The organism is Pseudomonas sp. TE3-3-F2023 (genome assembly GCF_036784815.1).
GTDB lineage: Bacteria > Pseudomonadota > Gammaproteobacteria > Pseudomonadales > Pseudomonadaceae > Aquipseudomonas > Aquipseudomonas pudica.
Genome location: NZ_CP145113.1, coordinates 4,245,160 through 4,269,339, shown reverse-complemented (window position 1 = coordinate 4,269,339; position 24,180 = coordinate 4,245,160). Strand labels below are relative to the sequence as shown.

Below are 24,180 nucleotides of genomic sequence, written 5' to 3'. Positions count from 1 at the left end.
CAACAGTGATCCGACATGGCGGCCTGGCAGCCGTCAGAGGGGCCCGGTATCACATGGGCTTGAGCCTAGACCCGTTTGCCGGTGATGCCGAATGGGGAGCTGTTACATTTCTTTGCCAGGCAAGGCCTGCAGGGATATGGGCCGCTTTCGGATCAATACACCCACACTTCCACCCGGCGATTGCGCAGCCGCCCTTGCTCCAACTCGTTCCCTGCCACTGGCAGGTCATCCCCCATCCCCGTCACCTCCAGCACCTCCACGCCATCGCGCGCCAGCTCGCGGCGCACCGCCTGGGCCCGCAGGCGGGAGAGCAGCGCGGCGCGGCCTGGTGTCTCCTTGGGGTCGCCAAAGCCTACCAGCACCGCCTTGCGCTGCAACTTGCCTGCTTGGCGCAGGTAGTCGGCCACCCGCTGCACATCGCGCAGGGCCTTGTTGTCGAGGCTGGCACTGCCTTCCTGAAAGCGGAAGTTAACGCTCAACCGCTGTGCCTGCTGGACCAAGGTGCGATAGCGCGGCGGCATGTCGGCCTGGGGAGCTACAGGTTGGGCCTTGATCTGCTGCGAAACGAAACCCTGCTCAGCGACGATCACCTGGCCCGCCGGGCTCTGGGCGAAATCGGCCAGGGCCTTGGCCTGGGGCTTGGGGTTGGCCGGAAGGTAGAAGTACAGGCGCCGCGATAGCGGGTAGTCCTCGCTGGCCACCAGTGCACGCTCCGGCAGCATGGCCGGCGCGTCACCCTCGGCCACCGCCAGCACCTTGGCACCATGCACCGCCGCCAGGCTGCTGAAACCGATGGCCTGGCGGTCGGTGCTTACCCGCGCGGCCAGTTCGTCGCTGGACTCGAAGCGTTGGGCCTGGGGGGAAAGCTCGGTGTGCTGGGGTTCCAGCACCAGGGCCTTGAAAGTCTCAAAGGTACCGGAGCGGTCGTCGCGGGCGTACAGGTGGATGGCCCCGCCGGAAACACCCAACTGCTCCCAGCGCTGGATCTGCCCGGCAAAAATTTGTGCCAGTTGCCCTGTGGTGAGCTGTGGCAGCGGGTTGTCGGGGTGAACGATGACGGCGACGCCATCGAGGCCGATGACTTGTTCGGCGGCAGCGGCGCGCAGGTCGCCCAAGGCCTGAAGTTGGCTTGCTTCGTTGTCGTTGATCGGCCGTGACGCGGCGGCCAGGTCGGCCTCGCCATGGCCGAGGGCGACGAAACCGGTGCTGGAACCGTGTGCGGCGATTTCGATGCGCAAAGGCTGGCCACGCGTATCGCGCGCAGTGATGACAGTCTCGTTGGCCAGATTGCCCGGGTATTGTTCGATGGCGGTAGCTTGCTGTGCGCGCAATTGCCCTTGCACCAGCGCCGGCAGCAAGGCCGCGCCGATGGTGTTGGAACCTTGCACGCGCAGGTGAGCGGGCTCGGCCAGGGACGCCAGCGGTAGCAGGGAGAGCAGCAAGACAAGCAGGCGGTGCATGCCGGGAGGCCTGTGGCATAGGGTTGGCCGGCAGATTACGACAGTGGCGTGATGATGATGTGACAGTCCATAGGGCAGTGGGCTTTGCCTGATGCCTGTATGTTCGCGTCAATGGGGCTGCTGTGCAGCCCATCGCCGGCAAGCCAGCTCCCACAGGGGCCTTCCAATCCTGAAACCTGCGCTGTACCTGTGGGAGCTGGCTTGCCGGCGAACGGGCCGCAAAGCGGCCCCAGCGGTATCAATGCGCCCCGGCAGACTTGCTCAGGTCACTTTCTGCCCACTCGGTATAGATGCACGCATCCGCCACTGCCCAGCGCACCTTCACGGTATCCCCCGGCTGCATCGGCATGCCAGCCGCCGACAGCGCCTTGACCGTCAGCTCGGTACCGCCCGCAGTCACCACATGGCAGGTCTGGCTCTCGCCCAGGAACAGCACTTCGCCAACCTTGGCGCTGACCTCGTTCCAGCCCGCCGGCAGCGGCTCGCGCGCGGCCTGTTCGGTGGTCAGGGCCAGGGCCTTTTCCGGGCGCACCATGATCAGCGCATCCTGCGAGGCGGCCAGGCCCGGGGTCAGGCGGATAGCCACCGGCTGGCCCTCGAAGCTGCCCGCGCCATTGCTGCTGGCCTTGATCCGCAGGAAGTTGGAGTTGCCCAGGAACGAGGCGACGAAGGCATTTGGCGGGTTCTGGTACAGGTCGTAACCGGTGCCCAGGCCGACGATCTTGCCATGGCTGAAGATGGCGATGCGCTGGGACAGGCGCATGGCTTCTTCCTGGTCGTGGGTGACGTAGACGATGGTGATGCCCAGGCGCCGGTGCAACTGGCGCAGTTCATCCTGCAGGTCTTCGCGCAGCTTTTTGTCCAGCGCGCCGAGCGGTTCGTCCATCAGCAGGATGCGCGGTTCGTACACCAGGGCCCGGGCAATCGCCACGCGCTGCTGCTGGCCACCGGACATCTGCGATGGCTTGCGGTGGGCGAACTTCTCCAGCTGTACCAGCTTGAGCATGGCGTCGACGCGCTTGCTGGTTTCGCTGGCGCCGAGCTTGCGAATGGCCAGCGGGAAGCCGATGTTGTCGCGCACGTTCAGGTGCGGGAACAGCGAATAGCGCTGGAACACCATGCCGATGTCACGCTTGTGCGGCGGCACGTTGACCAGCGACTGGCCATCGACCAGGATCTCGCCGCTGCTCGGTGTTTCGAAGCCAGCCAGCATCGACAGGGTGGTGGACTTGCCCGACCCGCTGGAACCGAGGAAGGTCAGGAACTCGCCGTCCTGGATTTCCAGGTCGAGGTTGTCCACGGCGGTGAAGTCGCCGTAGTGCTTGTTCAGGCCGCGCAGGCTGACCAGGGTCTTGCCGTGCGCGTTGTCTTTGATCACTGCACTCATTGTTGTTTTCTCCGCGCGCTCAGGCGTTGGCTTCGGTGCGCCGGCGCAAGGCGGCGGCAATGAACATGACAAGCAGCGACAGGCCGATCAGCAGGGTCGAGGCCACGGCGATGACCGGGCTGAGGTCCTGGCGCAGGGTGGTCCACATCTTCACCGGCAGAGTCTGCAGGTCGGGGCTGGCCATCATCACGCTCAGCACCACTTCATCCCACGACACCAGGAAGGCAAACAGGCCGCCAGCGATCATCCCCGGGCGAATCGCCGGGAAGGTCACCTTGAAGATTGCCTGCAGGCGCGAGGCGCCGCAGATCACCGCGGCATCCTCGATCGACTGGTCGAACAGCTTCAGCGAGTTGATGATCGAGATGATGGTGAAGGGCAGGGCGACGATCACGTGGCTGACCACGAAGGCGAACAGTGTGCCGGTGTAGCCGAGCTTGAGGAACAGCGCGTACACCGCTACGGCAATGATCACCAGCGGCACGATCATCGGCATGGTGAACAGCCCATACAGCAGCTCGCGGCCGGGGAAGCGGCCACGCACCAGGGCAAACGCGGTGGGCAGGCCGAGCAGCACGGCGGCGATGGTGGTCAGCACGGCCACCTTCAGGCTGGCCAGCGCGGCGTCCATCCACTCCGGGTTGGAGAAGAACTGGCCGTACCACTTGAAGGTCCAGCCCGGTGGCGGAAACACCAGCCACTGCGACGAGCCGAACGACAGCAACACGATGAACACCACCGGCAGCAGCAGGAAGGCCGCGATGACCCCGGTGGTCAGGTACAGGCCCGTGCGCAGCGGGCGACCCATGGCGTTGGGAGACAGGAGCATGGCGGTTTACCTCGCGTTGCCGACCGGGGATTCCGGCTGCAGCTTCAGGTACAGGTAGAAGAGCACCAGGGTGATCACCACCAGCAGTGCGGCGGCGGCGCTGGCCAGGCCCCAGTTGAGGAACGACTGCACCTGCTGGATGATGAATTCGGGCAGCATCATGTTTTGCGCACCGCCCAGCAGGGCCGGGGTGACGTAGTAACCGAGCGACATCACGAACACCATCAGCGCCCCGGAGAACAGCCCCGAGCGGCACAGCGGCAGGAACACCTTCCAGAAATTGGTCCACGGGCTGGCGCCGCAGATCGAGCCGGCCTGCAGCACCATCGGGTCGATGGCGTGCATGGTCGCCTGCAGCGGCAGCACGATGAACGGGATCATGATGTAGCTCATGCCGATCACCACGCCGGTCAGGTTGTGCACCATTTCCAGCGGGGCATCGATGATACCCATGGCCATCAACGCCTTGTTGATCACCCCCGAACTCTGCAGCAGCACCAGCCACGAGTAGGTGCGCGCCAGCAGGCTCGTCCACATCGACAGCAGCACGATGTTCAGCAACCAGCGGCCCCAGCCCTTGGGCACCAGGGTAATTGCCCAGGCCAGCGGGAAGCCCAGCAGCACGCTGATCAGGGTGACCACGCCGGCCACCGAGAAGGTGTTGAACAGCACCCGTGCATAAGCCGAGTTGGCGAACAACTGCTCGTAGTTGCCCAGGCCCGGCGTCGGCTCCAGCACCCCGCGCAGCAACAGGCCGGCCAGCGGGGCGAAGAAGAACAGGCCAAGGAACAGCAGGGCCGGCAGTAAATTGCGGCTGCCTTTCCAGCGCTGGCTCAGGCTGACGCGGCGCGGGGCAGTTCCCGGAGCGCCGGTGCCCGTGGGGGCACCTTGCGCGTCATGCAGGGCGTTGATGGCGACTTTCATTTGACCAACCACTCATTCCAGCGGGCTGCGATGGCCTGGCCGTTCTTGGCCCAGTAGGCGAAGTCGAGGGTGACCTGGTCCTGGGCGTAGGCGGTCGGCAGGTTCTGCGCGAGGTCTTTGTCCAGCTTGGCCACGCTGTCGACGTTCACCGGCGCGTAGGCGGTCTTGTTGGCGAACTCGGCCTGGCCTTCGGCGCTGCTGGCATTGGCCAGGAACTTCATGGCCGCGTCCTTGTTCTTGGCACCTTTGGGGATGACCAGGAAGTCGGCCATGACCAGGTTCTGCTTCCAGCTCACACCCACCGGTGCACCGTCTTGCTGCAGGGCATAGACGCGGCCGTTCCAGAACTGGCCGAGCGAGGCTTCACCCGAGGCCAGCAGTTGCTGCGACTGGGCGCCACCGCCCCACCAGACGATGTCTTTCTTGATGGTGTCGAGCTTCTTGAAGGCGCGGTCCAGGTCCAGAGGGTACAGCTTGTCGGGGGCTACGCCGTCGGCCAGCAGGGCCAGTTCCAGTACACCCGGGCTGGGCCATTTGTACAGGGCGCGCTTGCCGGGGTAGGTCTTGGTATCGAACAGTGCGGTCCAGTCCACCGGTTTGTTGGCACCGAGCTTGCCTTCGTTGTAGCCGAGCACGAAGGAGAAGAAGAACGAGCCGACGCCATGGTCGGAGACGAAGCGCGGGTCGATCTTGTCGCGCTTGATCTGGGTGAAATCGAGGGGTTCGAGCAGGCCTTCGCTGGCGGCACGCAGGGCGAAGTCGGCTTCGACGTCGACCACGTCCCACTGCACGTTGCCGCTCTCGACCATGGCCTTGAGCTTGCCGTAGTCGGTAGGGCCGTCCTGGACGACCTTGATATCGGTGGCTTTGGTGAAGGGTACGGCCCACGCTTCTTTCTGGGCGTCCTGGGTGGTACCGCCCCAGCTGACGAAGTTCAGGCTGTCGGCGGCCTGGGCGGCCTGACATGCCAGGGTCAGCAGGCTGGCGGACAGCACTGCGGTTACACGTTTGCTCAACAGCATGGTTACGCCCTCGTTGCTTTTGTTATTCGAGGCGGGGCTTGTGGTGCGCCCGCCAACAGTGTTCGGGGAGCAGCTAAAACAAAGTGTCTTGTGGCCGTTTTTGATTGTAGGTGCCGGCCTGCAGATTCAAGGTCTACGGGATATCATATTATGGTATTCCAAACTTTTGGCAAGAGGCATGAGGCTACCGGCCATCACTCCGTCCTCTGCAATTTGCCGCTCCTACAGGGGGCCGGGCTCGAAGGGGATGCTTTGCACCACCTCCAGCTCATACCCCGCCAGCCCCGCGTATTTCAGCGGCGGGCCCAGGTGGCGCAGCTTGCCGACGCCCAGGTCCTGCAGGATCTGCGCGCCTGTACCCACCTCCGAGTACACCTTCGATTGCCCGCGCTGGTAAGGCCGCACCGGCTGGGTCAGCTGTGGCACGCGCTCCAGCAGCGCCTGCGAGGACTCATGGTTGGCCAGGATCACCACCACGCCGGCGCCTTCCTCGGCCACCTTCTGCAGCGCCGCCCAAAGCGTCCAGTTGGCGGGGCCGGCGTATTCGGCGCCGACCAGGTCGCGCAGCGGGTCGATCACGTGCACCCGCACCAGTGTCGGCTGCTCGCGGCGGATATCGCCCATGACCATGGCCATGTGTACGCCACCTTCGATGCGGTCTTCGTAGGTGACCAGGCGGAAGGTGCCATGCACCGTCGGCAGTTCGCGTTCGCCGATACGCTTGATGGTCTGCTCGGTGCTCAAGCGATAGTGGATGAGGTCGGCGATGGTGCCGATCTTGATGCCGTGCCGGGCAGCGAACACTTCCAGGTCCGGGCGCCGGGCCATGGTGCCGTCGTCGTTGAGCACTTCGACGATTACCGACGCCGGGGTGAAGCCGGCCAGGCGTGCGAGGTCGCAGCCGGCTTCGGTGTGGCCGGCGCGGGTCAGCACACCGCCTTCGCGGGCGCGCAGGGGGAAGATGTGGCCGGGTTGCACCAGGTCTTCGGGGCGGGCGTTGGGGGCCATGGCCGCCGCCACGGTACGCGCTCGGTCGGCGGCGGAAATACCGGTGGTAACGCCCGTGGCCGCCTCGATCGATACGGTGAAGGCGGTACTGAACACGCTGCCGTTGGCCGGCACCATCTGCTCCAGGCCCAGGCGTTGGCAGTGTTCGTCGGTCAGGGTCAGGCAGATCAGCCCGCGCGCTTCACGGGCCATGAAGTTGATGGCGTGGGCGTCGCAACGCTCGGCGGCGATCAGCAGGTCGCCTTCGTTTTCCCGGTCCTCGTCATCCACCAGCAGGACCATCTTGCCTTGCCGGTAGTCCTCGAGAAGTTCGTCGATGGTGTTGAAAGCCATGTTGCACGCTCACTGTGGTGGGGTGATTATTATGGTATACCATCATACACAAATATCGCCGTAACAGGAGAGCAGCGCATGAAGGCCTATTGGATCGCCCATGTGGACGTGACCGATCACGAGCAATACCAGCAGTACACCCAACGCGCCCCGGCTGCCTTCAAGGCATTCGGTGGCCGTTTCCTGGCCCGTGGCGGGCGTAGCGAGGCAATGGAAGGGCGGCTTACCCCTCAGCGTAGCGTGGTGATCGAGTTCGATTCGTACGAACAGGCGCTGGCGTGCTACCGGTCCGAGCTGTACCAGGAGGCTTGCAGCCATCGTCAGGGGGTGGCGAAGGCTGAAGTGATCATCGTCGAAGGGTTCGAGCCCTGAGTTGGATTTGCGGCCCCTTCGCGGGTAAACCCGCTCCCACAGGTACGCCACAGATTTCGAAGTCTGTGGCGTTCCTGTGGGAGCGGGTTTACCCGCGAAAGGGCCGGACCTGCCTTATGGCATGCCAGGCAACTCATGCGGCCGCAGGTCGAACACCAGCACCTCGGCATCCACCCCATTGCCCAGTTCCAGCACCTGTTCCTGCCTCACCCGCACCCCATCCCCTTCGCTCAGCACTTGCCCATTCAGCTCGATGCTGCCCCGGGCCACGTGCACGTAGGCATGGCGGTTTTCCGGCAAGGTCAGGGTGGCACGCTCGTCACCATCGAACAGACCGGCATACACCCGCGCGTTCTGCCGTACCTGCAGTGACCCCTCGGCGCCATCCGGCGAGATGATCAGGCGCAGCTTGCCGCGCTTTTCTTCAGTACTGAAATGCTGTTGCTGGTAACGCGGTGTTGCCCCTTGCACGTTCGGCACGATCCAGATCTGCAGGAAGTGCACCGGCTGCACCTGGCTGTGGTTGAACTCGCTATGGGCCACGCCGTGGCCAGCGCTCATCAGCTGCACATCGCCCGGGCGGATTACCGAGCCGGTGCCCAGCGTGTCCTTGTGCTCCAGCGCGCCTTCCAGCACGTAGGAGAAAATCTCCATGTCGCGGTGCGGGTGCTGGCCAAAGCCCTTGCCGGGGATGACGCGGTCGTCGTTGATCACCAGCAGGTCGGAGAAACCTTGCTCGTCCGGGTTGCGGTAGTGGCCGAAGGAGAAGGTGTGGAACGATTTCAGCCAGCCATGGAAGGCCAGGCCGCGGTCTTTGGCGTTGCGGACGGTGAGCATGACGGGTCTCCTGAGCCGGCAGGGCACCAGGCCCTGCCGCATGGGTGGATGAGGTTATTGCAGGTGCACTTTCAGCTCGCCAGCGGCCTGGCGCATGGCCGCTTGCACGGCAGGCACCTGATGTAAGGGGTTGAGCAGCCCGTAGTCATGAATCATGCCGTTGTAGCGTACCGAGGTAACGGTCACCCCAGCAGCGTTCAGCTTGCGGGCATAAGCCTCACCCTCGTCACGCAGCACATCGAACTCCGCCGTTTGCACCAGCGCTGGCGGCAAGCCTTTCAACTGTTCACTGCTGGCCCGCAACGGCGAGGCGTAGATCTGCGCCCGTGCCTTGGCGTCGGTGGTGTAGTTGTCCCAGAACCACTTCATCATCCCGGTGGTAAGGAAATGCCCCTCGGCAAATTGCTTGTACGACGCAGTTTCGAAGCTGGCATCGGTCACCGGCCACAGCAGCAGCTGGAAGCGCAGGGCCGGGGTGCCGGCCTCTTTGGCTTTCAAGGCCACTACTGCCGCCATGTTGCCGCCGACGCTGTTGCCGGCCACGGCCAGGCGCTTGCCGTCCACGCCGATTTCCTTGCCATGCTCGGCTACCCAGCGGGTGGCGGCGTAGGCCTGGTTGATCGCCGTCGGGTAGTGCGCTTCCGGCGATGGGGTGTAGTCGACGTAGACCGCCACTGCCCCAGAGCCAACCACCAGGTCGCGGATCAGCCGCTGGTGGGTCGGGAAATCGCCGAGTACCCAGCCGCCACCGTGGAAGAACATGAACACCGGCAACTCGCCCTTCACGTTGGCCGGGCGCACCACTTGCAGTTTGATCGACTCGCCGTTGGCCTGGATGGTGCGCTCCTGCACCTCGATACCCGAGAGATCGACCTTGACCGAGGCCTGGGCACCGGTCAGCACTGCGCGGGCGTCTTTCGGGCTGAGCTGCTCCAGTGGCTTGCCGCCGCCTTGCTCCAGGGCTTCGAGGAAGGCCTGGGTGTGCTGTTCTATACCCGGGCTGCCAGCAGCGAAGGCGCTGGAGACGGACAGGGCCAGAAGGGAAGCGGTAAGGGTTTTGTGGACAATGTTCATGAGCGAATCCTTATCTGTTGAATGTTGGTAGTGGGCGTCTTGCCTGGCCTTCAGGGCCATCGCTGCGACTTGTGCGTAGATTAGGGAGATGCGCTGATGGGAAAAAGCCGCTATAAAGCGTTTGACTGTCACCAAGAGCGAGACAATGAACCCTTACGAAGACATGCGGATCTTTGCCCAGGTAATGGAGGCCGGCAGTTTCACTGCTGCGGCCGACCGCCTGGGCATGTCCAAGCAATCGGTCAGCCGGCGCCTGATGCAGTTGGAGGAGCGCCTGGGCGTTCGCCTGCTCAATCGCTCCACCCGGCGCCTGGACGCTACGCCGCTGGGCCAGCACTACTACCAGTCGGCGCTGCGCCTGCTGGGCGAAGTGCAGCAGGTGGAGCACGACATCAGCGGCCAGGCTCAGGCCTTGCGTGGCACCTTGCGCCTGAGTGCGCCGCTGTCGTTCGCCATGGCGCACCTGGGCTGCCTGCTGACCGAGTTCCTGCAGTTGCACCCGCAGGTGGATGTGGAAGTGGATCTGAGCGACCGCGCCGTTGACCTGATCGGCGAGGGCTATGACCTGGCGCTACGGATTGGCGCGCTGGAGGACTCCAGCCTGATCGCGCGGCGCATCGCCAGTGTCGAGCGGGTGTATTGCGCGAGCCCGGCGTACCTGGAAGCACGGGGTGTACCGGCCAGGCCGGAGCAGTTGGCGGGGCATGATTGCCTGCCATATGGGCATTCGCGGCAGGTGCAGTGGCAGTTCAGCCAGGGTGGCAAGGCACAGGTGATTCAGGTGGCCGGGCGGATGCGGGCGAACAATGGCGAGCTGCTCAGGGATGCCGCGATTGCCGGGATGGGGGTGACGTATCTGCCAACCTTCATCGTGGGCCAGGCACTGGCGGATGGGCAGCTGGTGACGGTGCTGGATGAGTGGCGGCCGCCGGCGCTGCAGCTGTCTGCGGTGTACCCGCAGCACCGGCAGGTGGCGCGGCCGGTGCAGGGTTTTGTGAACTTCCTGCGCGAGCGGTTGGTACAGCTCTGACCTTCGGCACCGGGTGAACTTCTTCGCGGGTGAACCCGCTCCCACAGCTACTCCACAGCCCCGAGCCCAGTGATGACCCTGTGGGAGCGGGTTTACCCGCGAAGAGGCCGGTACAGGTTATTGCATCAATTCCTCCACCCCGGCCCACCCACCATCGAACTCGTCCATGGCATCCAGCACTGCTTCACGGAAATACGCCAGCGACGCCCGATCAAACAGCAACTGCAACGCCGGCCTCTCATCATTCCCCACATTCAGCACGATCACGTTGATCCGCGCCGCCGATGTCTGCGCCACCGCCCCAACGGGAAACGCCTGGGCACGCAAGTCCACCCCGCACAACTTGGCCATCACCGCGCTGCATTGCACCCCCGACAGCTGCAGCCAGGCATGGCTGTCCTGGCGCGGCAGCAGGTAATGGCGGCGGGTATCCTGCACCCACCCGGCCTCTTCGGCAGCCACCCGTGCACCGCCGTCGGCCAGGCTGCCCAGCAGCAGGTACTCGGTCTGCGACAAGCGCGCTACCCAGCCACCGTCTTGCTGGCGCACGGCCTGGTTGGGTAGCGACGGCAAGCGGTAGCCACGCGCCTGCAGGCAAGCGGCACTGTCGCCACCACGAAACCCGACCCTCGCCAGATCGGTCAGGTCAGTCAACGCGCAGTTGTGCAACAGCTCGGCCTGCGGGCTGCGTGGAATAAAAGCTTCAGCTTGCAAACTGGTCATGGCTCAGAGCTCCTGGCGCAGGTTGTCGGGATCGTGGAAAGGCAGAGGCACCACCTTGGCATTGACCATCACGCCGCCCTCCACGCGGATCGGGATGTGCATGCCTGGCGTGGCCTGGTGGGCACCGGCGTAAGCCAGGCCGATGATCTGCCCCAGGGTTTGCGAGTATTCGCAGGATGTGACGTTGCCGCTGATGTCCGGCCCATCCAGCACCAGGTGCCCCTCCAGCGGCTGCGGGCTGCCCTTGGGTAGTGTGAAGCCGACCAGCTTGCGCTTGAGCGGCTGCGCTTCGAGGATCTCGATCGAGCGCTTGCCGACGAAAAATGGCTTCTTGCGCCCGATGGCCCACTGCATGTCGATCTCCGCCGGGTGGGTCATGCCATCAGTGTCCTGGCTGATGATCACATGGCCCTTTTCCAGGCGCAGCAGGCGCTGGGTCTCGACACCGAACGGGCGAATGCCCAACCCTGCGCCGGCCTGCATCAAGGCATCCCACAGGCGCTCGGCGTGTCGCGCCGGCACATGCACTTCGTAGCCCAGTTCACCCACAAAGCCGACCCGCAGGATGCGCGCGGCAATGCCGGCCACAGTGCCCAGGCGTACGCCGAGATAAGGGAAGGCCTCGGCCGACAGGTCCACATCGTCACACACCTTGGCCAGCACCTGGCGTGCCAGCGGCCCGGCCAGGTTCACAGCGGCCAGGGCGGCGGTGACGTTGGTGACGTCCACATCCAGGCGCCATTGCGCGTTCCACTTCAGCATCTGCTGGTAGATGCGGTCGACGCCGCTGGTGGTGGCGGTGACGTAGAAATGCTGCTCGCCCAGCCGGGCGCAAACGCCGTCATCGATCACCACGCCGTGCTCGTTGGTCATCAGGGCGTAACGGGTGCGGCCGACGGCCAGCTTGGCGAAGCCGAAGGTGTAAAGGCGCTCCAGCAGTTCGGCGGCGTCGGGGCCGCGTACATCCAGGCCACCGAGGGTGGAAACGTCGATCAGGCCGACCTTCTCGCGCACATGGCGGGCTTCTTCCTGCATGCAGCGCTCGCGTTCCTCGGGCTTGCCATAATAGGCCGGGCGCTGCCAGATGCCGGCCGGCATCATCTTCGCCCCGGCTTCCAGGTGGCGGCGGTGCATCGGTGTTTGCCGGTACGGGTCGAAGGCGCGGCCGGCAACGTGGGCCAGTCTTTCCGCCTGGAACGGTGGCCGGGCGGTGGTCACCCCGGTTTCGCTGATGCTGCGCCCGGTGGCGTGGGCCACCAGGCGTGCGGTCGGCAGCGCCGAGTGGCGGCCCTGGGACGGGCCCATGCCGACCGTGGAAAAGCGCTTGACCAGTTGCACGTCGCGGTAGCCGCTGCGGGTGGCGTTGACGATGTCGCGCACTTGCAGGTCTTCATCGAAGTCGACGAAATCCTTGCCCTTGGGGTGGGGGAAGATCGGCCAGGGGAAGTTGACCTTGGCTTCGGCACTGAACACGGGCTGCACCGGCGCTTCCAGGCCCAGCGCTGCCAGCGCATCGGCAGCCCCGCGAGTGGCGTCGGCCAGCACATTGCCCAGTGCGTGACGGCCATTCACCGAGCCGGCGATATCCAGCCCGGCCGGCAGGTCGCTGATGACGAATTCGTCGCGGTTCACATCGTACGCCAGCTTGCCGCCAGCCTGGCACAGCAACTGGTACACCGGCATGTAGCCTGCCGACATGCACAGCAGGTCGCAGGCCAGGCGCAGGCCATGCGGGCCGACCTTGCCCTGACCGGTGATCGGGCGAATATCCACGCCACTCACGTGGCGCATGCCCGCTTCGTGCAGGGCTTCGTACACGGTGCTGCCCAGGTGCACGGGTATATCGCGGTGCTTCAGTTCGGCGGCCAGTGCAGCATCGGCTGGCGCGGCGCGCATGTCGACCACCGCAGCCACCGCCACGCCTTGCTCCTGCAGGTCGAGGGCGGCGAGGTAGCCGTCATCGTGGCCGGTGAGGATTACCGCGCGCTGGCCCGGCTTGACCGCGTACAGCTTCATCAGCCGCTGTGCGGCACTGGTCAGCATGACCCCCGGCAGGTCGTTGTTGCGGAACACCACCGGCTGGTCGAACGAACCGGCCGCCACCAGGCAACGACTGGCACGCACCTTGTAAAGGCGGTTGTGCTGGATCACCGGCAGGTAGTTGTCGGTGAACCAGCCGTTGCAGGTGGCTTCCAGCAGCACCTGGATATTCGAGTGGCCCTCGACGGCAGCCAGCAGTTCCTGGCGCAGGCTGGTCGCGCGGGTGCCGGCGATGTCGAAGCGGGCGTAGGTGAGCGAGCCGCCAAGTACCGGCTGTTGCTCGACAAGCAACACCTTGGCCCCGGCATTGGCCGCGTCCAGTGCCGCACGCAGGCCCGCCGGGCCAGCGCCGATGACGGCCAGGTCGACGAACAGATAGGCCTTGTCGTGATACCGCGGCCTGAAGCCTGGGTCGAGTACACCCAGGCCGGCCTTCTTGCGGATCAGCGGCTCCCACACCTTCCACATGCCCTTGGGCTTGTAGAAGGAGCGGTAATAGAAGCCCACCGGCATGAAACGCGAAAACTTGCCCAGGTAGGCATCGCGGTCGTGCATCAGGCTACCGTTGAAGTTCTGCCCCGCGACGATCTGGCCATCGCGGGCGGCTTCCAGGTCGGCGAGTACATTGGGCTCGTCCGGTAGCTGCACCAGGGTGTTGGCATCCTGCCCGGCCATGCTCAGCGGGCCGCGCGGGCGGTGGTACTTGAACGAGCGCGACAGCAGCCAGCGGCCGCTGCCGAGCAGGGCGCTGGCGATGCTGTCACCAGCAAAGCCCTGGCAGGCCTGGCCGTCGAACTGAAAATGCAGGGGCCGCTCGCGATCGATCAGCAGGCCCATGGGCGCGGGGAGGCGATTGTGGCTGTTCATCCGGCGATCTCCGGGGTGGCGGCAGGGATGAAATCGACGCGGCGGTCGAACAGTTCTTTCGGGTCGAAGGTGCGCAGTACCTGGTCGCTCACGGTGTGGCGTTCGGCCAGGAACCAGTAGCTGGAGGCGTTGTGCAGCCACCATTCAGTGACCACACCGGCCAGGTTGTCGCTGTTGAACACGTAGTCGGCCCATTCGCTGTCGCTGCATGTGGCAGGGTCGGGCATCGCCTTGAATTCGCCTCCGTAGGTGAACTCGCTGATATTGCGCGGGCCGTTCAAGGGGCAGGTCAGGATCTTCATCGTCGTCGCTCCTTAGTGGCTGGCCGCAGTAGCGCCCATTTCGTTGACTTGCTGGAAGCGGCTGAAGCGCTCCAGGGCAAAGGGTGCGATCAGCTCCGGCACCTTGCCGCCACTGGCGACCAGCTCGGCCATGGTCTTGCCGCAGATCGGCGTGGCCTTGAAACCCCAGGTGCCCCAGCCGGCGTCCAGGTAATAGTTGCGCACCGGCGACAGGCCCATGATCGGGCTGTAGTCCGGTGTCATGTCGGTGATCCCGGCCCACTGGCGCATCAGCTTGGCGTTGGCCATGAACGGGAACATCTCGATGGCGTGGGCCAGCAGGCTTTCCTTGAGGTCGAGGGTGGAGCGGGTGTTGTACAGCGGGTAGGGGTCGGAGCCGCCGCCAAAGACGATCTCGCCACGGCTGGTCTGCTGCACGTAGCAGTGCAGCGCCGACGAGCTGACCAGCGGATCGAGGAACGGCTTGAACGGCTGGGTGACCATCGCCTGCAGCGGGTAGGTATGGATCGGCGCACGGATGCCGGCCTTGGCCATCAGCAGCGAACTGGCCCCGGCCACCGCCTGCACCACGCAACCGCACTGCACGGTGCCACGGTTGGTCTTCACCGCTTCGATGCGCCCGTTACGGATAAGCAGGTCCTGCACTTCGGTCAGCTGGTGGATCTCGACGCCGCGCTTGGCCGCCTGCCTGGCGTAGCCCCAGGCCACTGCATCGTGGCGCGCGGTGGCGCCGTCGATATGCCACAGGCCGGCGAGCACCGGCAGGTGACCCGGGTCCAGGTTCAGGCTGGGCACCAGTTCGCGGATCTGCTGGCGGTCGATCATTTCCGTGCGGCCACCGAAGTGCTTGTTGACCTCGGCGCGCTGGCGGAAAGCGCGCACGGTGGCGTCGGTGTGCGCGAGGGTGAGTTGGCCGCGCTCGGAATACATGATGTTGAAGTCGAACTCGTTCGACAGGTTCTGGAACATGCGCACCGATTCTGCGTAAAAGCGCACACCCTCACTGGTGAGGTAGTTGGAGCGGATCACCGCAGTGTTGCGCGCAGTGTTGCCGCCGCCGAGGTAGGCCTTTTCCAGCACGGCGACATTGGTGATGCCGTGGTACTTGGCCAGGTAGTAGGCGATGGCCAGGCCGTGGCCGCCACCGCCGATGATCACCACGTCATAGCGTGGCTTGAGTTCGCACGGTGGTGGCAGGTCGACCTCCACCGGGTAGTCGGCGCTCAGGCCGTATTTCAGCAGGGCGAAAGGCATGAGGTGCGCTCCTGGTGGGCGGCCTGTTGTTGCAGGTCGAGGGCGAGCAGGGTGTTTTTCATCAGGTAGGCGATGGTCATCGGGCCGACCCCGCCGGGCACCGGGGTGATGCCGGCCACCTGGGGCAGGGCTGCGGCGAAGTCGACATCGCCGACCAGGCGGCTGTGGCCGCCTTCGTCGATGCGGTTGATACCGACATCGATCACCACCGCGCCGGGCTTGAGCCAGTTGGCACCGATCAGCCGTGGCTTGCCCACTGCGGCCACCAGGATGTCGGCCTGGCGACACAACGCCGGCAGGTCGCGGCTGCGCGAGTGCACCACGGTCACCGTGCAGTCGGCCTGCAGCAGCAGGGCGGCCATGGGCTTGCCGACGATGTTCGAGCGGCCGACCACCACCGCATGCTTGCCACGCAGCTCGCCACAGGCATCGCGCAGCAGGCGCATGCAGCCGCTGGGCGTGCACGGGGTGAGCACATCGCGGCCCTGGGCCAGGCCGCCGACGTTCTCGCTGTGGAAACCGTCCACATCCTTCAGTGGGCTGATCGCCTGGAGAATGCGGTGCTCGTCGATATGGGCCGGCAACGGCAGTTGCACGAGGATGCCGTTGACCTCCGGGGCGCGGTTGAGGCGCCCGATCAGGGCCAGCAGCTCGGCCTGGCTGGTGTCGGCGGGCAGGCGATGCTCCAGCGAGCGGATGCCCACTTCTTCAGCACGCAGTACCTTGTTGCGCACGTACACCTGGCTGGCTGCGTCGGCGCCTACCAGCACCACCGCCAGGCCCGGCTGCACACCGCCCTGGCGCAGTTTCTGCACCTGCTCGCGTACCTCGGCCAGCACCCGCGTCGCAGTCGCCTTGCCGTCGATCAGCTTGACACTGGGAATGGCGTTCATTTGAAGATCACCGTGCGGTCGTGGTTCAGGAACACCCGATGCTCCAGGTGGTATTTCACGGCGCGAGAGAGGGCGATGGTCTCGGTGTCGCGGCCGATGGCCACCAGGTCGTCCGGTGCGTAGGCGTGGTCCACGCGCTGCACTTCCTGCTCGATGATCGGGCCTTCGTCCAGGTCGCTGGTGACGTAGTGGGCGGTGGCGCCGATCAGCTTCACACCGCGCTGGTAAGCCTGGTGATAGGGTTTGGCGCCTTTGAAACCGGGCAGGAAGGAATGGTGAATGTTGATCGCCCGGCCCGACAGCTGGCGGCACAGGTCGTCAGAGAGGATCTGCATGTAGCGCGCCAGCACCACCAGTTCGGTACCTGTGTCTTCGACGATGCGCAGCAGCGCGGCTTCCTGTTCGGCCTTGGTGTCCTTGCTGACCGGCAGGTAGACGAAACGGATGCCCTGGCGCTCGGCCATCGGACGCAGGTCCAGGTGGTTGGAGACCACGGCGGTGATCTGCATGTCCAGCTCGCCCTTGGCATGGCGGTACAGCAGGTCGGACAGGCAGTGGTCGAACTTGCTCACCATCAGCAGCACGCGCATCGGCCGGGCACTGCTGTGCAGGCTCCATTGCATGTCGAAGCGCTGGGCGACATCGGCAAAGCCGGCTTCCAGCTGCGGTGTGTCGCCCACGACACCGGTGTTGTAGCGGAACACCGCGCGCATGAAGAAGCGCCCGTTGTCCTCGTCGTCGAACTGCGCCATCTCGCTGATGTAGCAACCGTGCTCGGCCAGGTAGGTGGTCACCGCGGCGACGATGCCCGACACGGCCGGGCAGCTGACGCGCAGGATGAAGTGATCGGGAGCGGAATGCATGTCGGATACGCCTCGTGATGGAGTGGGGCAGGTCGGGCACAAGGGCAAAAGAGGCTTCGCGATGCGAAATTGTTTTCTTGTCAGGAATATAAATTTCCTTTTGGCGATTTATAGGCGAAGTGAGGGGTGGCGGTCTAGAGGTTTGTGAAATTTTTTATCCTGACAGGAAAGTTCTTATCAGCCATCGCGGCTTCTGTAGGAGCCGGCTTGCCGGCGATAGGGCCCCCACAGGCGGCATGAAAACTGGCTATGCTTGCCCCATGACCCATTCTCCTTCCCTGCGCCAACCTTGCCCCCCTGGCGCCTGCATTTGTGGTCGCGAACACCTGGCCGACCACCCGCAGACAGCCCAGCGCATCCTCCTGCTGACCCGCCAGGAAGAAAAGCGCCTGCTCGACCGCCTGGAAAACCTCAAGGACCTGGAAGACCTGCAACGCCTGCAGCAGCGGATGTACGAAAACCTCGGCATCCGCGTGCATATCGCCCCCGGTTTCAACGAGGTGCGCACCATGCGCGGCATCGTCATCGAACTGGACGACCAGCCCGGGCTGTGCCGCAAGACCCGGCAGTCGATCCCGGCGGCGATCCGCCGCGGGCTGGAGCGCAACCCGCAGGTCGCCTTCCGCTTGCTCGATACCCACGACCTGTTGCGGGATACCTGAGGACCGCGTCAGGCCTACTAATTTTTCCGCCGCACGCTACGTCTACTTGAAAGCCCCCCCTGCGCCAAGCGCACAGCGGCATTCATCACTCAAGGAGACAGGCAATGACTTCCGTTTTCGACCGCGACGATATTCAGTTCCAGGTAGTGGTCAACCACGAAGAGCAATACTCGATCTGGCCCGACTACAAAGCGATCCCCAACGGTTGGCGTGCCGTAGGCAAGAGCGGCCTGAAGAAGGACTGCCTGGCCTACATCGATGAAGTCTGGACCGACATGCGCCCGCTGAGCCTGCGCCAGAAAATGGCCGAAGCCGCCGCCCAGTGACTGCGTTGAACCTGCTGTGCCTGCCGTATTCGGGGGCCAGCGCCATGGTCTACAGCCGTTGGCGGCGCAAGCTGCCGACGTGGCTGCAGGTACGCCCGGTGGAACTGCCCGGGCGTGGTGCGCGCATTGCCGAGCCACTGCACACCGACATGCAGGCCCTGGCCCGGCAACTGGCCGCCGAACAGCGCCTGGCGGCCAGCACCCCCTACGCGCTGCTCGGCCATAGCCTGGGCGCCTTGCTGGCCTTCGAGCTGGCCCATGAGCTGCAAGCGCTGGGTTGCCCGGCACCACTGGCCCTGTTCGCCTGCGGTACCGCAGCGCCGACCCGCCGTGAGGACTACGACGGCAAGAACTGGCGTGAGCCCAAGAGCGACGCCGAGTTGATCGGCGAGTTGCGCGAGCTTCAGGGCACGCCCGAGGAAGTGCTGGCCAACGCCGAGCTGATGAGCCTGACCTTGCCCACCCTGCGCGCCGACTTCCTGTTGTGTGGTACCTACGCCTACCGCCAGCGGCCAGCCTTGCAGTGCCCGCTGCACGTGTTGGGCGGCATGCAGGACCGCGCCAGTGACGAGCAGTTGCAGGCCTGGCGCAAGGAAACCCACGGGGCGTTCTCGCTGCAGATGTTCCCTGGCGGCCACTTCTTCATCCATGAGCATGAGGACCGGGTGCTCGCTGCGCTCACCGCGTCGCTGCAACCGCTTCGGCTGTCCGCCTGATTGACGTCACCGCTTGCCTGGGGGAGGCTAGGTCTTTTCCCAGGCAAGAGGCAGACAATGCTGATCCATCCTCACAAGGCCACGCTGCTGGTCGTCGACATCCAGGAAAAACTCATCGGCGCCATGAGTGACCCTGAAGGCACCCGCGCGCGGGCCCGCTGGTTGCTGGCAGCTACGAACGAGCTGGAGCTGCCGACGGTGATTTCCGAGCAGTACCCCAAGGGCCTGGGCCATACCCTGGCCGAGCTGCTGGCTGCAGCGCCGGCTGCCGAGGTGGTGGAGAAAAGCCATTTTTCCTGCGTGGCCGCCGAGTGCCTGCCAGCGAGTTTGATGGCGCGTGAGCAAGTGATTGTGTGTGGCATGGAAACCCACGTCTGTGTGCTGCAGACCGTGCTCGGCCTGCTGGCGCTGGGCAAGCAGGTGTTCGTGGTCGAGGATGCCTGTGACAGCCGTACCCCGGCGAGCAAGGCCGCAGGGCTGGCCCGCATGCGGGCTGCAGGGGCGCAGGTGGTGACCCGCGAAATGGTTTTGTTCGAGCTCATGGGCAGTGCCAGCCACCCGCTGTTCCGGCACATCAGCAAGACCTACCTGATCGGTGAACAGCCCTGAACGGCCGGTTACTGGCCGCCGGGTTGATGGCCCTGGCGCTGCTGCAAGGCTGTGCCGGGCGCCGTGAGGAAGCGCCCGAGGCGGACCCGGCCAAGGTCCGTGCCCAACTGCTGCGGCTGTTGCCCGCCCAGGCCAAGGACCGCGAGGGCTGGGCCCGGGACATTCAGGTGGCGTTCGAGGCCCAGCGAATTGCCCCCAGCAAGAGCAACCTGTGTGCGGTGCTGGCGGTGACCGAGCAGGAATCGACCTTCAATGCCGACCCGCAGGTGCCCAACCTGGGGCGTATCGCCCGGGAGGAAATCGACCGCCGCGCCGCGCGCCTGCATATCCCCAAGCTGCTGGTCGATGGTGCACTGAAGACGCCGTCGGGTAATGGCAAGAGCTACCAGCAGCGTTTGCAGGCGGTGCGCAGCGAGAAGCAGTTGAGCGAGCTGTATGACGAAGTCATCGCTCGCGTGCCACTGGGCAAGACCTTGCTGGGTGGGCTGAACCCGGTGCATACAGGTGGGCCGATGCAGGTCAGCATCGATTTTGCGGAAAAGCATGCGCGGGATTACCCCTACAGCCACGACGGTAGCATTCGCCAGGAAGTGTTCACCCGGCGCGGCGGCATGTATTTCGGCATCGCCCACTTGCTGGGCTATTCGGCCAACTACGATCGCCAGCTGTACCGCTTCGCCGATTTCAATGCGGGCTGGTACGCCAGCCGTAATGCGGCATTCCAGGCAGCACTGAGCAAGGTGACAGGGGTGACGCTGGCGCTCGATGGCGACCTGGTGGCGCCGGGCTCGATCATGCCCGGGACCACGGAAAAGGCCGCACGCAAACTGGGAGGGAAACTGGGCCTGCGCAACCCGCAGATTCGCAGCCAGCTGGAGGAGGGCGATAGCTTGGCCTTCGAGGACAGCAAGCTGTACAGCGGGGTGTTTGCCCTGGCCGATGCCGCAGCCGGCAAGCCGGTGCCACGGGCGGTGCTGCCGGGGATCCAGCTGAAAAGCCCGAAGATCACCCGCAAGCTGACCACGGCGTGGTTTGCCGGGCGGGTGGATGAGCGTTATCAGCGGTGCATGAAGCGCTAGCCTGTCATCCAACGCGGTCAACTGTGGGAGCGGCCTTGCGTCGCGAAAGGGCTGCGCAGCAGCCCCAGAAATTTGTGCATCTGTGCTGAAATCCTGGGGCCGCGATGCGGCCCTTTCGCGACGCAAGGCCGCTCCCACATTGACCGTGCCAGCCTGCCTGATCAGCTTTCGCCCAGTGCTCCAACCACCTGATCCACACTGGCCTTCAACCCGGCAAACGCATCCTCAGGGTCACTTTCCACCACCACCAACTTGGCCCCGGATGCCTTGATCACCTCGGCCACAGCCGCCCCCGGCTGCCGATGGTCCAGCACCAGCGCCACATCCTGAGCCTTCAGGTTGTCCCCCAGCGCCTTCAGCGCAGCCGCATCCCACTCGGCTGGCAGCGGCTGCTCGACCACGTCCAGGTTCAACCCGCTGGCCAGATAACCCAGCCGCTCCGACAGGCTCACCACCGTCAGGTTGTCGACCTTGGCCAAGCGTGTCTGGCTGCTGGCCGAAAGCTCCAGCAACTGGCGTTTGAGCCCGGCCAGGTTGCCCTGGATCTTCGCCTTGTCGCCTGGCGCCAACCGCTCCAGGTCATTGGCTACCACGTCGGCCATGCGCCCGAAGTTGGTCGGGTTGAGCCAGGGGTAGGCGCCATAGGCCTCCTCGCCGCTCACCGCAATACCCGGCAGCGCACCATCCACCGGCCGTGCGGCGTCGATCTCGACGATCCGGATATTGCTGCGCCTGGCCATCGGGTACAGCGGGTCGTCACGCCAGATCGAGCGCACGCCGATCACCGCGTCGGCTTGCTGCGCGGCCTTGTGCAGGCTGGCGCTACCGCGCCCGCTGAAATAGGAAGGTTGGCGGCTGGCAGGCAGGTTGGCGGGGGCTGCACGCGTGAGCTGCACCGTGGTGCCGTCGAGCAGGGCGCTGGCCAGGCTGTGGGTGACGGGCAGGGTGGCCAGCACTTGCGTGGCGTTGGACAGCGACGGTAGGCCGGCCAGGGCCAGCGCCAGGGTCAGGCGTTTCAGGTTCATGCCGGGTTTCCTTGCAGGCGGGGAACGAGGGCGCGGGCCAGCGCCGCCAGAGCGAAGCAGATGCCGGCGACCAGGATGATCGCGGCGCCGGACGGCACCGGCAGGTCGAACACGATCGGCAGCAGGATGCCGAGCAGCGTGCTCAACGTGGCGATCAGCAGCGACAGGAAGAAAAAGCCCTTCAGCGACTGGCTGACCAGGCGGGCGGCGGCAGCGGGAATCACCAGCAGCGCCCCGACCAGGATCGCCCCGATCACCTTCACCGAGGCCACGGTGACCAGGGTCACCAGCACCACGAACAGGTAGTCCAGGGTTTTCACCGCCACCCCGCGCACGGCCGCCAGCTGCGGGTTGAAACTGGCCAGCATGATGCGGTTGTACAGCGGCACGGCCAATGCCAGCACCAGCACCGCGACGATACCCAGCACCACCAGATCCTGACCGCTGACGGTCAGCACCGAGCCGAACAGCACGTTCTCGAGGATGTGCACGTTGATCTTGCCCGCCAGCATCAGCAGCAGGCTGGCGCCCAGCGCCAGCGACACCGACAGAAACACGCCGATCAGCGTATCCGGCGACAGCCCGGTGCGGTTGCGCAGGAAGTTGAGCAGGATGCCGAACAGCAGGCAGTAGCCGAACAGGCTGCCGTAGGGGCCAGTGTAGGGTTCGCCCAGCAGGATGCCGATGGCCACGCCGGTCAACGCGGCATGGCCGACCGCCTCGGAGAAGAAGGCAAAGCGCTTGACCACCACCAGGGTACCCAGGCCGCCCAGCACCGGGCCTATCATCAAACCGGCCAGCAAAGCATTGACCACGAAGCCGTAGGCCAGCGCCTCGGGCAGGTAGCCGGCAGCGGCCCAGTCCTGGACCGTTTGCCGAAAGATTTCAAAACTCATCAGGCAAGGCTCTCGCTACGCGGGTGAACGGAGAACAGGCCGAGCAGGCGCTGCGGGGTAAGGGCCTGGGCGGGTGGGGCGTCGAACAGTACCTGGCGGCTCAGGCCGGTAACCCGATCAGCCAGGCGCATCACAGCCTCCAGGTCGTGTTCGATCCACAGCACGGTGGTGCCTGCCTGACGCCAGCCCTGCAGCAGTTGCTCGAACACCTGGATGCCGGCTTCATCCAGGGCCGACATCGGTTCGTCCAGCACCAGCAGTTGCGGCTCGGGGATCAGGCCCTGGGCCAGCAGCACGCGTTGGCGTTCGCCACCGGAAAGCGCGCCCATGCGCCGTTTGCGCTTGTCGAGCATGCCGACCCGCACGAGGGCCGCGTCGATGGCTGGCTGCACGCGGCGCGACAGGCCCAGGAAGGCGGGGCGACGCTGACACATGGCAGCCATGAAATCGTCCACGGTCATCGGCAGGCCACGGTCGAACTCCAGCGCCTGCGGCACATAGCCGATCACTTCGCGTTCGCCGGGCCAGTCAAGGGTCAGCTGGCCCTGGTGCGGCATCTGCCCGAGCAGGGTCTTGATCAGTGAACTCTTGCCGCCGCCGTTGGGGCCGACGATGGCATGCACGCTGCCGGCGGCGACGTTGAAGCTGACCTGTTCGAGGATGCGGGTGCGGCCCAGGGTCAGGTCGATGCCAGCGAACTCGATGCGCGGCCCGCAGGCTGTCACCAGGTTGGCGGCGGCGGTCATGCGCGGTTCTCCTGGATGGCGCGGACCACGGTGTCGAGGTTGCGCTTCATCTCCACTTCGTACTTGTCCTTGGTGTATTCGCCGTAGGAAATGTGCGTCAGCGGGTACAGGCGCACGCCGGATTCACGCTGGATGGTTTCGACATAGGCCGACGGGAAGTCCATTTCCGAGAAGATCACCCGCACGTCCAGCGCCTTGAGCTGGTCGATGGTCTTCTTCAGCTGGGCCGGGCTGGGTTCGATGCCATGGGCTGGCTCGACCACCGCAGTCACCTCCAGGCCGAAGTCACGTACCAGGTAGTCGTAGGCGGCATGGATGGTGGCGACCCGGAAGGTGGCGCTGGGCGCCTCGGTGACCTTGGCCAGGGCATCGGCACGCAATGTGCGCAGGCGCTTGGCATAGGCGCGGGCGTTTTGCGTGTACAGCTTGGCGTTGTCCGGGTCGAGCTTGCCCAGTTCGCGGGCGATATTGTTGACCTGGGCGATGGTGGTGCTGATCGACAGGAAGGTGTGCGGGTTGACCACCTTGCCGGCGCCGCGGGCGGCAATGCCGGTTGCGGCCAGCAACGGTACGTTCTGGTTGGCCTCGATGGTGGTGATGCCGGGCTTTTCGCTGGCGGCGATCATGCGGTCGGCGAAATCGTCATGGCCGACGCCGTTGAGCACCACCACGTCCAGGGTGCCGATACGCTTGATGTCCTCGGCCCGTGGCTCGTAGGCATGGGGGTTGAACCCTGCCGGAATCAGCGGCACCACTTCGGCCTTGTCGCCGACGATGTTGCTCACATAGCTGTAGTAGGGGTGCAGGGTAATGCCGATACGCAGGGGCTTGCCGTTATCGGCCAGGGCCTGTGCCGGCAGGGCAAGGGCCAGGAGCAGGGCGAGGGCGGAGCGGAGCATGGGG

At 65.1% G+C, this 24,180-nt stretch carries 25 protein-coding genes; 7 read left to right on the top strand and 18 right to left on the bottom strand.

Annotated features, from left to right (window positions below):
• Nucleotides 1–152 precede the first annotated feature (152 nt).
• The 6 genes from V3314_RS19560 to ribBA form a co-directional block, all read right to left on the bottom strand.
• A complete protein-coding gene (locus V3314_RS19560; protein ID WP_085599274.1) occupies nucleotides 153–1,460 on the bottom strand; it encodes a phosphate ABC transporter substrate-binding/OmpA family protein in 1,308 nt (435 codons plus the stop codon).
• 238 nt (nucleotides 1,461–1,698) lie between these two features.
• Nucleotides 1,699–2,847, bottom strand: coding sequence for an ABC transporter ATP-binding protein (locus V3314_RS19555; protein ID WP_108481007.1), 1,149 nt, complete (start codon nucleotides 2,845–2,847; stop codon nucleotides 1,699–1,701).
• Nucleotides 2,848–2,866: 19 nt separating this feature from the next.
• Nucleotides 2,867–3,676, bottom strand: coding sequence for an ABC transporter permease (locus V3314_RS19550; protein ID WP_015270845.1), 810 nt, complete (start codon nucleotides 3,674–3,676; stop codon nucleotides 2,867–2,869).
• 6 nt (nucleotides 3,677–3,682) lie between these two features.
• Nucleotides 3,683–4,600: an ABC transporter permease gene (locus V3314_RS19545; protein ID WP_046614999.1), complete on the bottom strand. Its 918-nt coding sequence runs from the start codon at nucleotides 4,598–4,600 to the stop codon at nucleotides 3,683–3,685.
• Nucleotides 4,597–5,622, bottom strand: coding sequence for an ABC transporter substrate-binding protein (locus V3314_RS19540; RefSeq protein ID WP_013973153.1), 1,026 nt, complete (start codon nucleotides 5,620–5,622; stop codon nucleotides 4,597–4,599). Before V3314_RS19540 ends, V3314_RS19545 begins: the two co-directional genes overlap by 4 nt.
• A 222-nt stretch (nucleotides 5,623–5,844) precedes the next feature.
• Nucleotides 5,845–6,963, bottom strand: coding sequence for a bifunctional 3,4-dihydroxy-2-butanone-4-phosphate synthase/GTP cyclohydrolase II (gene ribBA, locus V3314_RS19535; RefSeq protein WP_085599268.1), 1,119 nt, complete (start codon nucleotides 6,961–6,963; stop codon nucleotides 5,845–5,847).
• A 78-nt stretch (nucleotides 6,964–7,041) separates the two neighbouring features.
• Here ribBA and V3314_RS19530 point away from each other — a divergent pair, with 78 nt between their 5' ends.
• Complete coding sequence (locus V3314_RS19530; RefSeq protein ID WP_085599266.1) at nucleotides 7,042–7,335, top strand: DUF1330 domain-containing protein; 294 nt, start codon at nucleotides 7,042–7,044, stop codon at nucleotides 7,333–7,335.
• A 114-nt stretch (nucleotides 7,336–7,449) separates the two neighbouring features.
• Here the strand turns inward: V3314_RS19530 and V3314_RS19525 are convergent, their stop codons facing one another.
• Nucleotides 7,450–8,172 carry a pirin family protein gene (locus tag V3314_RS19525; protein ID WP_135003103.1) on the bottom strand — a complete coding sequence of 241 codons (723 nt, stop codon included), beginning with the start codon at nucleotides 8,170–8,172 and terminating at the stop codon, nucleotides 7,450–7,452.
• A 54-nt stretch (nucleotides 8,173–8,226) separates the two neighbouring features.
• Nucleotides 8,227–9,246, bottom strand: a complete 1,020-nt coding sequence (locus tag V3314_RS19520) for an alpha/beta hydrolase (protein WP_085599262.1) — start codon at nucleotides 9,244–9,246, stop codon at nucleotides 8,227–8,229.
• 145 nt (nucleotides 9,247–9,391) lie between these two features.
• Here V3314_RS19520 and V3314_RS19515 point away from each other — a divergent pair, with 145 nt between their 5' ends.
• On the top strand, nucleotides 9,392–10,276 hold the full coding sequence (locus V3314_RS19515; RefSeq protein WP_135003104.1) for a LysR family transcriptional regulator: 885 nt from the start codon (nucleotides 9,392–9,394) through the stop codon (nucleotides 10,274–10,276).
• A 117-nt stretch (nucleotides 10,277–10,393) separates the two neighbouring features.
• On the opposite strand, the gene V3314_RS19510 is transcribed toward V3314_RS19515, so the two are convergent.
• The 6 genes from V3314_RS19510 to purU are packed head-to-tail and all read right to left on the bottom strand — an operon-like array spanning nucleotide 10,394 to nucleotide 17,218.
• Nucleotides 10,394–10,999, bottom strand: coding sequence for a sarcosine oxidase (locus V3314_RS19510; protein ID WP_046615128.1), 606 nt, complete (start codon nucleotides 10,997–10,999; stop codon nucleotides 10,394–10,396).
• Nucleotides 11,000–11,002: 3 nt separating this feature from the next.
• Nucleotides 11,003–13,906, bottom strand: a complete 2,904-nt coding sequence (locus V3314_RS19505) for a 2Fe-2S iron-sulfur cluster-binding protein (RefSeq protein ID WP_338459561.1) — start codon at nucleotides 13,904–13,906, stop codon at nucleotides 11,003–11,005.
• Nucleotides 13,903–14,208 carry a sarcosine oxidase subunit delta gene (locus V3314_RS19500; RefSeq protein WP_338459560.1) on the bottom strand — a complete coding sequence of 102 codons (306 nt, stop codon included), beginning with the start codon at nucleotides 14,206–14,208 and terminating at the stop codon, nucleotides 13,903–13,905. The genes V3314_RS19505 and V3314_RS19500 overlap by 4 nt, the downstream gene beginning before the upstream one ends.
• A gap of 12 nt (nucleotides 14,209–14,220) precedes the next feature.
• Nucleotides 14,221–15,462: an FAD-dependent oxidoreductase gene (locus V3314_RS19495; RefSeq protein ID WP_046615131.1), complete on the bottom strand. Its 1,242-nt coding sequence runs from the start codon at nucleotides 15,460–15,462 to the stop codon at nucleotides 14,221–14,223.
• Nucleotides 15,444–16,355, bottom strand: coding sequence for a bifunctional methylenetetrahydrofolate dehydrogenase/methenyltetrahydrofolate cyclohydrolase FolD (gene folD / locus V3314_RS19490; protein WP_046615132.1), 912 nt, complete (start codon nucleotides 16,353–16,355; stop codon nucleotides 15,444–15,446). The genes V3314_RS19495 and folD overlap by 19 nt, the downstream gene beginning before the upstream one ends.
• A complete protein-coding gene (gene purU, locus V3314_RS19485; RefSeq protein WP_046615133.1) occupies nucleotides 16,352–17,218 on the bottom strand; it encodes a formyltetrahydrofolate deformylase in 867 nt (288 codons plus the stop codon). Before purU ends, folD begins: the two co-directional genes overlap by 4 nt.
• Nucleotides 17,219–17,478: 260 nt before the next feature.
• Here purU and V3314_RS19480 point away from each other — a divergent pair, with 260 nt between their 5' ends.
• From V3314_RS19480 to V3314_RS19460, 5 genes are all read left to right on the top strand, one after another.
• Nucleotides 17,479–17,880, top strand: a complete 402-nt coding sequence (locus tag V3314_RS19480) for a hypothetical protein (protein ID WP_046615134.1) — start codon at nucleotides 17,479–17,481, stop codon at nucleotides 17,878–17,880.
• Nucleotides 17,881–17,984: 104 nt separating this feature from the next.
• Nucleotides 17,985–18,206 (top strand): MbtH family protein, encoded by a 222-nt coding sequence (locus V3314_RS19475; protein ID WP_003256222.1) that lies wholly within the window; start codon nucleotides 17,985–17,987, stop codon nucleotides 18,204–18,206.
• On the top strand, nucleotides 18,203–18,922 hold the full coding sequence (locus V3314_RS19470) for an alpha/beta fold hydrolase (RefSeq protein WP_322492650.1): 720 nt from the start codon (nucleotides 18,203–18,205) through the stop codon (nucleotides 18,920–18,922). Before V3314_RS19475 ends, V3314_RS19470 begins: the two co-directional genes overlap by 4 nt.
• A 57-nt stretch (nucleotides 18,923–18,979) precedes the next feature.
• Nucleotides 18,980–19,531 carry a hydrolase gene (locus V3314_RS19465; RefSeq protein ID WP_135002629.1) on the top strand — a complete coding sequence of 184 codons (552 nt, stop codon included), beginning with the start codon at nucleotides 18,980–18,982 and terminating at the stop codon, nucleotides 19,529–19,531.
• A gap of 26 nt (nucleotides 19,532–19,557) precedes the next feature.
• A complete protein-coding gene (locus V3314_RS19460; RefSeq protein ID WP_025338670.1) occupies nucleotides 19,558–20,610 on the top strand; it encodes a DUF1615 domain-containing protein in 1,053 nt (350 codons plus the stop codon).
• 161 nt (nucleotides 20,611–20,771) lie between these two features.
• On the opposite strand, the gene V3314_RS19455 is transcribed toward V3314_RS19460, so the two are convergent.
• Genes V3314_RS19455 through V3314_RS19440 form a run of 4 tightly spaced genes read right to left on the bottom strand, consistent with a single transcriptional unit; the run spans nucleotide 20,772 to nucleotide 24,176 of the window.
• Nucleotides 20,772–21,635 carry a zinc ABC transporter substrate-binding protein gene (locus V3314_RS19455; protein WP_046615138.1) on the bottom strand — a complete coding sequence of 288 codons (864 nt, stop codon included), beginning with the start codon at nucleotides 21,633–21,635 and terminating at the stop codon, nucleotides 20,772–20,774.
• The gene (locus V3314_RS19450; RefSeq protein ID WP_046615139.1) at nucleotides 21,632–22,531 is read right to left on the bottom strand and encodes a metal ABC transporter permease; all 900 of its coding nucleotides are present in this window, start codon (nucleotides 22,529–22,531) and stop codon (nucleotides 21,632–21,634) included. The genes V3314_RS19455 and V3314_RS19450 overlap by 4 nt, the downstream gene beginning before the upstream one ends.
• Nucleotides 22,531–23,277, bottom strand: coding sequence for a metal ABC transporter ATP-binding protein (locus V3314_RS19445; protein WP_046615140.1), 747 nt, complete (start codon nucleotides 23,275–23,277; stop codon nucleotides 22,531–22,533). The genes V3314_RS19450 and V3314_RS19445 overlap by 1 nt, the downstream gene beginning before the upstream one ends.
• Nucleotides 23,274–24,176: a metal ABC transporter substrate-binding protein gene (locus tag V3314_RS19440; protein ID WP_046615141.1), complete on the bottom strand. Its 903-nt coding sequence runs from the start codon at nucleotides 24,174–24,176 to the stop codon at nucleotides 23,274–23,276. Before V3314_RS19440 ends, V3314_RS19445 begins: the two co-directional genes overlap by 4 nt.
• Nucleotides 24,177–24,180: the final 4 nt, after the last annotated feature.

Coding starts and splice junctions, on each gene's coding strand:
- V3314_RS19525 (WP_135003103.1), bottom strand. CDS start 8,172: ATGCTCACCGTCCGCAACGCCAAAGACCGCGGCCTGGCCTTCCATGGC.
- V3314_RS19540 (WP_013973153.1), bottom strand. CDS start 5,622: ATGCTGTTGAGCAAACGTGTAACCGCAGTGCTGTCCGCCAGCCTGCTG.
- V3314_RS19455 (WP_046615138.1), bottom strand. CDS start 21,635: ATGAACCTGAAACGCCTGACCCTGGCGCTGGCCCTGGCCGGCCTACCG.
- V3314_RS19520 (WP_085599262.1), bottom strand. CDS start 9,246: ATGAACATTGTCCACAAAACCCTTACCGCTTCCCTTCTGGCCCTGTCC.
- V3314_RS19445 (WP_046615140.1), bottom strand. CDS start 23,277: ATGACCGCCGCCGCCAACCTGGTGACAGCCTGCGGGCCGCGCATCGAG.
- V3314_RS19510 (WP_046615128.1), bottom strand. CDS start 10,999: ATGACCAGTTTGCAAGCTGAAGCTTTTATTCCACGCAGCCCGCAGGCC.
- folD (WP_046615132.1), bottom strand. CDS start 16,355: ATGAACGCCATTCCCAGTGTCAAGCTGATCGACGGCAAGGCGACTGCG.
- ribBA (WP_085599268.1), bottom strand. CDS start 6,963: ATGGCTTTCAACACCATCGACGAACTTCTCGAGGACTACCGGCAAGGC.
- purU (WP_046615133.1), bottom strand. CDS start 17,218: ATGCATTCCGCTCCCGATCACTTCATCCTGCGCGTCAGCTGCCCGGCC.
- V3314_RS19505 (WP_338459561.1), bottom strand. CDS start 13,906: ATGAACAGCCACAATCGCCTCCCCGCGCCCATGGGCCTGCTGATCGAT.
- V3314_RS19480 (WP_046615134.1), top strand. CDS start 17,479: ATGACCCATTCTCCTTCCCTGCGCCAACCTTGCCCCCCTGGCGCCTGC.
- V3314_RS19500 (WP_338459560.1), bottom strand. CDS start 14,208: ATGAAGATCCTGACCTGCCCCTTGAACGGCCCGCGCAATATCAGCGAG.
- V3314_RS19545 (WP_046614999.1), bottom strand. CDS start 4,600: ATGAAAGTCGCCATCAACGCCCTGCATGACGCGCAAGGTGCCCCCACG.
- V3314_RS19550 (WP_015270845.1), bottom strand. CDS start 3,676: ATGCTCCTGTCTCCCAACGCCATGGGTCGCCCGCTGCGCACGGGCCTG.
- V3314_RS19555 (WP_108481007.1), bottom strand. CDS start 2,847: ATGAGTGCAGTGATCAAAGACAACGCGCACGGCAAGACCCTGGTCAGC.
- V3314_RS19460 (WP_025338670.1), top strand. CDS start 19,558: ATGGCCCTGGCGCTGCTGCAAGGCTGTGCCGGGCGCCGTGAGGAAGCG.
- V3314_RS19515 (WP_135003104.1), top strand. CDS start 9,392: ATGAACCCTTACGAAGACATGCGGATCTTTGCCCAGGTAATGGAGGCC.
- V3314_RS19560 (WP_085599274.1), bottom strand. CDS start 1,460: ATGCACCGCCTGCTTGTCTTGCTGCTCTCCCTGCTACCGCTGGCGTCC.
- V3314_RS19440 (WP_046615141.1), bottom strand. CDS start 24,176: ATGCTCCGCTCCGCCCTCGCCCTGCTCCTGGCCCTTGCCCTGCCGGCA.
- V3314_RS19465 (WP_135002629.1), top strand. CDS start 18,980: ATGCTGATCCATCCTCACAAGGCCACGCTGCTGGTCGTCGACATCCAG.
- V3314_RS19495 (WP_046615131.1), bottom strand. CDS start 15,462: ATGCCTTTCGCCCTGCTGAAATACGGCCTGAGCGCCGACTACCCGGTG.
- V3314_RS19475 (WP_003256222.1), top strand. CDS start 17,985: ATGACTTCCGTTTTCGACCGCGACGATATTCAGTTCCAGGTAGTGGTC.
- V3314_RS19450 (WP_046615139.1), bottom strand. CDS start 22,531: ATGAGTTTTGAAATCTTTCGGCAAACGGTCCAGGACTGGGCCGCTGCC.
- V3314_RS19530 (WP_085599266.1), top strand. CDS start 7,042: ATGAAGGCCTATTGGATCGCCCATGTGGACGTGACCGATCACGAGCAA.